The organism is uncultured Rothia sp., from assembly GCF_937976295.1.
Classification (GTDB): domain Bacteria; phylum Actinomycetota; class Actinomycetes; order Actinomycetales; family Micrococcaceae; genus Rothia.
This window is the reverse complement of record NZ_CALJRY010000302.1, coordinates 1-3,495: the sequence shown is the minus strand read 5'-3', so window position 1 is coordinate 3,495 and position 3,495 is coordinate 1. Positions and strand designations below refer to the sequence as shown.

Annotated in this window: 3 protein-coding genes; all 3 read left to right on the top strand. The window is 50.6% G+C overall.

What is annotated here, in order from left to right; all coding sequences use genetic code 11:
• Positions 1-211 precede the first annotated feature (211 nt).
• The 3 genes from Q0216_RS08150 (at position 212) to Q0216_RS08140 (ending at position 2,979) form a co-directional block, all read left to right on the top strand.
• On the top strand, positions 212-577 hold the full coding sequence (locus tag Q0216_RS08150) for a hypothetical protein (RefSeq protein WP_298594416.1): 366 nt from the start codon (positions 212-214) through the stop codon (positions 575-577).
• A 2-nt stretch (positions 578-579) separates the two neighbouring features.
• A complete protein-coding gene (locus tag Q0216_RS08145) occupies positions 580-1,869 on the top strand; it encodes an FtsK/SpoIIIE domain-containing protein (RefSeq protein ID WP_298594414.1) in 1,290 nt (429 codons plus the stop codon).
• 177 nt (positions 1,870-2,046) lie between these two features.
• Positions 2,047-2,979, top strand: a complete 933-nt coding sequence (locus Q0216_RS08140; protein ID WP_298594412.1) for a hypothetical protein — start codon at positions 2,047-2,049, stop codon at positions 2,977-2,979.
• The last annotated feature ends 516 nt before the right edge of the window (positions 2,980-3,495 follow it).

Here is a 3,495-nt window from a genome sequence, read left to right as displayed (position 1 = left end):
TCTTTCTGCATTTAACGTCGGTTATTGAGTGCCACCATTAATTCCAGGCGCTACAGAATGAAAAACAAACCCGGAAATTACCGGACTTATTACCCCTAAAGCCCCCTAATGTGAAATTGGTCACACTAGGGGGCTTTGCTGTTAATCCGATTCCGTAACACTCCTGATATATACCTTCTGACAATATTCGTACCCCTATCAGGAGGACCTCTTGAAATTCATCGTAAATGGTAAGAACCAGGCACTCGAGGTAGTTGCCTTTGAATCAGTCTCTGCGGAGGACTTCATCCTCAGGGAAAAGAACGGCGCCCCGAAACTTGTCGAAGGCAAAGCAACTTACCGCGTACCCGGACTCGAGGTTCTAGAAGACGGACGCAGGCTCCACAACGTGTACGTTTCTTTGTTTACGCCTCAACCCATCAAGCGTTTCACCCCGTACCGATTCGATGGCTTAACCGTCGTCAATGTCTATAGCTCCGCAGAGGGCGCCATCGTAACCGTCACCGCTGAACGTCTCGTCCCTGTTACCAGTGAATCTTCCGCAGCTACCAGCCGCACCATCGAAAGGAACAGCTAACGATGAAGCATCAGGCACAACAGACAGAAGCCAGCACCAGCAGGAAGCTTACTATGGCACTCATCAGGCACATAAAATTTACCTTGCTTTGGGGCTTACTCTACATCAGCGTCAGGCTGGCATACGGTGACCTCAGTATGCTTATCGTAGCCGCGGGAATCATCGTACTTCTTGTCCCTAAAGCCCGCGCGTACTCGCCCATCTACGGTGACTACCTGTACGCAAAGAAGGTAGCTGCGCGTAAAGAAGGTAACACATTCCTGCGCCAGCTTGGACTGGTGAAAAAGTCAGACTTCGAGTCGTACAACGTGTCGCTAGTTGAGGGTCAAGATACCGTGCAGCTTGTAGTAACGGAGCCTATTAACGGCATCTCTAGCAAGCAGGTTTATGAGACCTGCGTTAGCCAGAAAGACAGGAAGAACGCATTCACCGTCACCAATGAGCTAACCGGTAAAGGGAGTCAGGTTGTTACGTTCCATCTGGTAGACCCTCTAGACGGAACCCGCCATGCAGAAATCACCAACCTCACAACCACCCCAGTTATTGGGCGTCGTGCTAGTGGAGGAGAGGCGACCATCAACCTCGTCGATGCCTCACACACCATTGTTCAGGGGCAGACAAGGAGCGGCAAATCTTCGTTCCTTCGCGTACTTCTGGCTAACCTTGCAGGTGAAAATACAGTGCAGGTCTGGGGCATCGACCCTGGAACTGCACTTCTGGCCCCTGTTGCAGAAGCCACGAACGCAGAACGTTTCTCTCTCGGTAACGACCCTGAAACTACCTACGCACTTCTAGAGGAGCTTGTCGACGAGATGGATAGTCGGCTCCATAACCTCCGTACCCAAAAGCTGGACAAGTACGAAGAATTCAGTGAGAGTATGCCACTCATAGTCGTAGTCCTCGATGAGTACGCAAGCATCATCAGCCAGCTCAGCGATTACGACTCACTACATAAGCCCGCTGAACGCATCAGCGCCAAGGCAAAAGCCCTCGTTAATCGTCTCGTCGCTGAAGGTGCCAAAGTCGGTTTCAGGGTAATCGTCTCAACGCAGCGCGCCGATACCCAAAGCATCGATGGCGCCACCCGTGCGCAATTCGCAACACGACTAACATTCAATGTGGATAACGCGGATGCTGTCCGAATGCTACACCCGAATGCTACAGAGCTAGCAACCGATGTAGCAGCTTTCCCCCCTGGACGCGCCCTCATGCGCTACGACCGTACTACAGAAACAGTCCAAGTGGACATGCTCAGCTACAAAGAATATAGGGGCATCTGGGAAAGGTTGTAAGCGCTTTAGCCCTATCCGGCGGGGCGGCGAAGCCGTTCTGCCTGATAGGGCTCTTAGTATTACCCTTTATCAATTAAGTAGCTGTAGCTATAGGATGACCAAGCTTGAGTATTGACAAGTCCCAAACAGATAAAATTGAACTTGTAATTAAGACTTCGATGAGTTTTGGAGGAACTCTTGAGTAAACAAAAATCTAAAGACAAACAATCACGCAGTTGGGTGTTCACTCTGTCCGCTGAGCATGTAAGCGAGGAAGAGCTTATCAAGGAGCTTAACGGCTACACCTGGATTGGGCAGCTTGAACGTGGTGAAGGCGGTTACAAGCACTATCAAGGCTACATCGAGAATAATAATGCGCCGATTCGGTTCTCTACACTGAAGAAGAAATTTCCGACTATTCATCTAGAGGTCCGTAAGGGTACCCAGCTTCAGGCATACGAGTACGCGACCAAGGAAGAAACCCGCGCCGGTCGGATACTTGGCAATATGGAGAAGCCCCATGAGGAGCAAAAGCGCGGACGTGGCAAGATTCTCGAAACGCTACATAAGCGTATCCGCAACGGTGAAAAAGTGGACGACATCATCGAGACTTCACCTGAGGCTATACCCCACGTAAGGAACTTACGCGAAGTGGAGAATGTTCTACAGCGTAACGCCGCACGTAAAAACAAGTACCGGGATGTGAGGGTTACTTACCTATACGGTAAGACTGGTGTCGGCAAGACCCGCTATGTACACGAAACGTATGATGACGAGTTGTTTAGGGTTACAGACTATGAAAACCCATTCGATAACTACAGCGGCGAAAGGGTTCTGGTACTAGATGAGTTCAATAGCCAGCTGAAATTTGAGTTGATGCTGAACCTGCTGGACAGGTACCCGACGGAGCTTCATGCACGCTTTTACAATAAGTGGGCGGCTCATGACGAGGTCTGGATTATCTCGAACCTGAAACTTGAGGAAATGTACCCAGCGGTACAGCAAAGTTCACCCGAACAGTGGCAGGCGTTCTTGCGCCGTATCCATCATTACTACGAGATGGGTGAAGACCGCACTATGGTTGAGCTTCAGAAACCTGATACTGTGGCGGATGTTAAGCCGGCCTTCTAGCAAGCTGTAACGGCGGCTAAGCCGCGCTTACTCTGGGAGGGAGCTTGAGGGAGCGCGCCCGCCTTGGAGAGCTCATAGAGAGCTTTAGAAGGCGGGTTTGTGGTGTGGATTACTCCGGTCGGTCACCGTCGGTCACTAACCCGGCGAGAGGCGTTACTCTCCCGCAGTGGCGGCATGTGTGAAAGTCTCTGTCCCCGCATCAGCTTAATAGCAGGGCGTGCTTTTTACAGTCACCGGATTCGGCACTCCTTCGCGCTTTAGCCTTACGACTAAAGAAGCATCCGCTGTACTTTCACGCGCGATATTAAGCACCCTCAGACGGTGGTTAAGGTGTCGGGTTAGGACACTGGCTTTTTCATTTTTAGTCTGGGAGTTATCCATCTCGACCAGCTGCCTAAATATGTGTTAGGCTGAGTATTGAATTTTCATAAGCATTAGAAAGAGTACCGCAAAAGCGGTACTCTTTCTGCATTTAACGTCGGTTATTGAGTGCCACCATTAATTCCAGGCGCTACA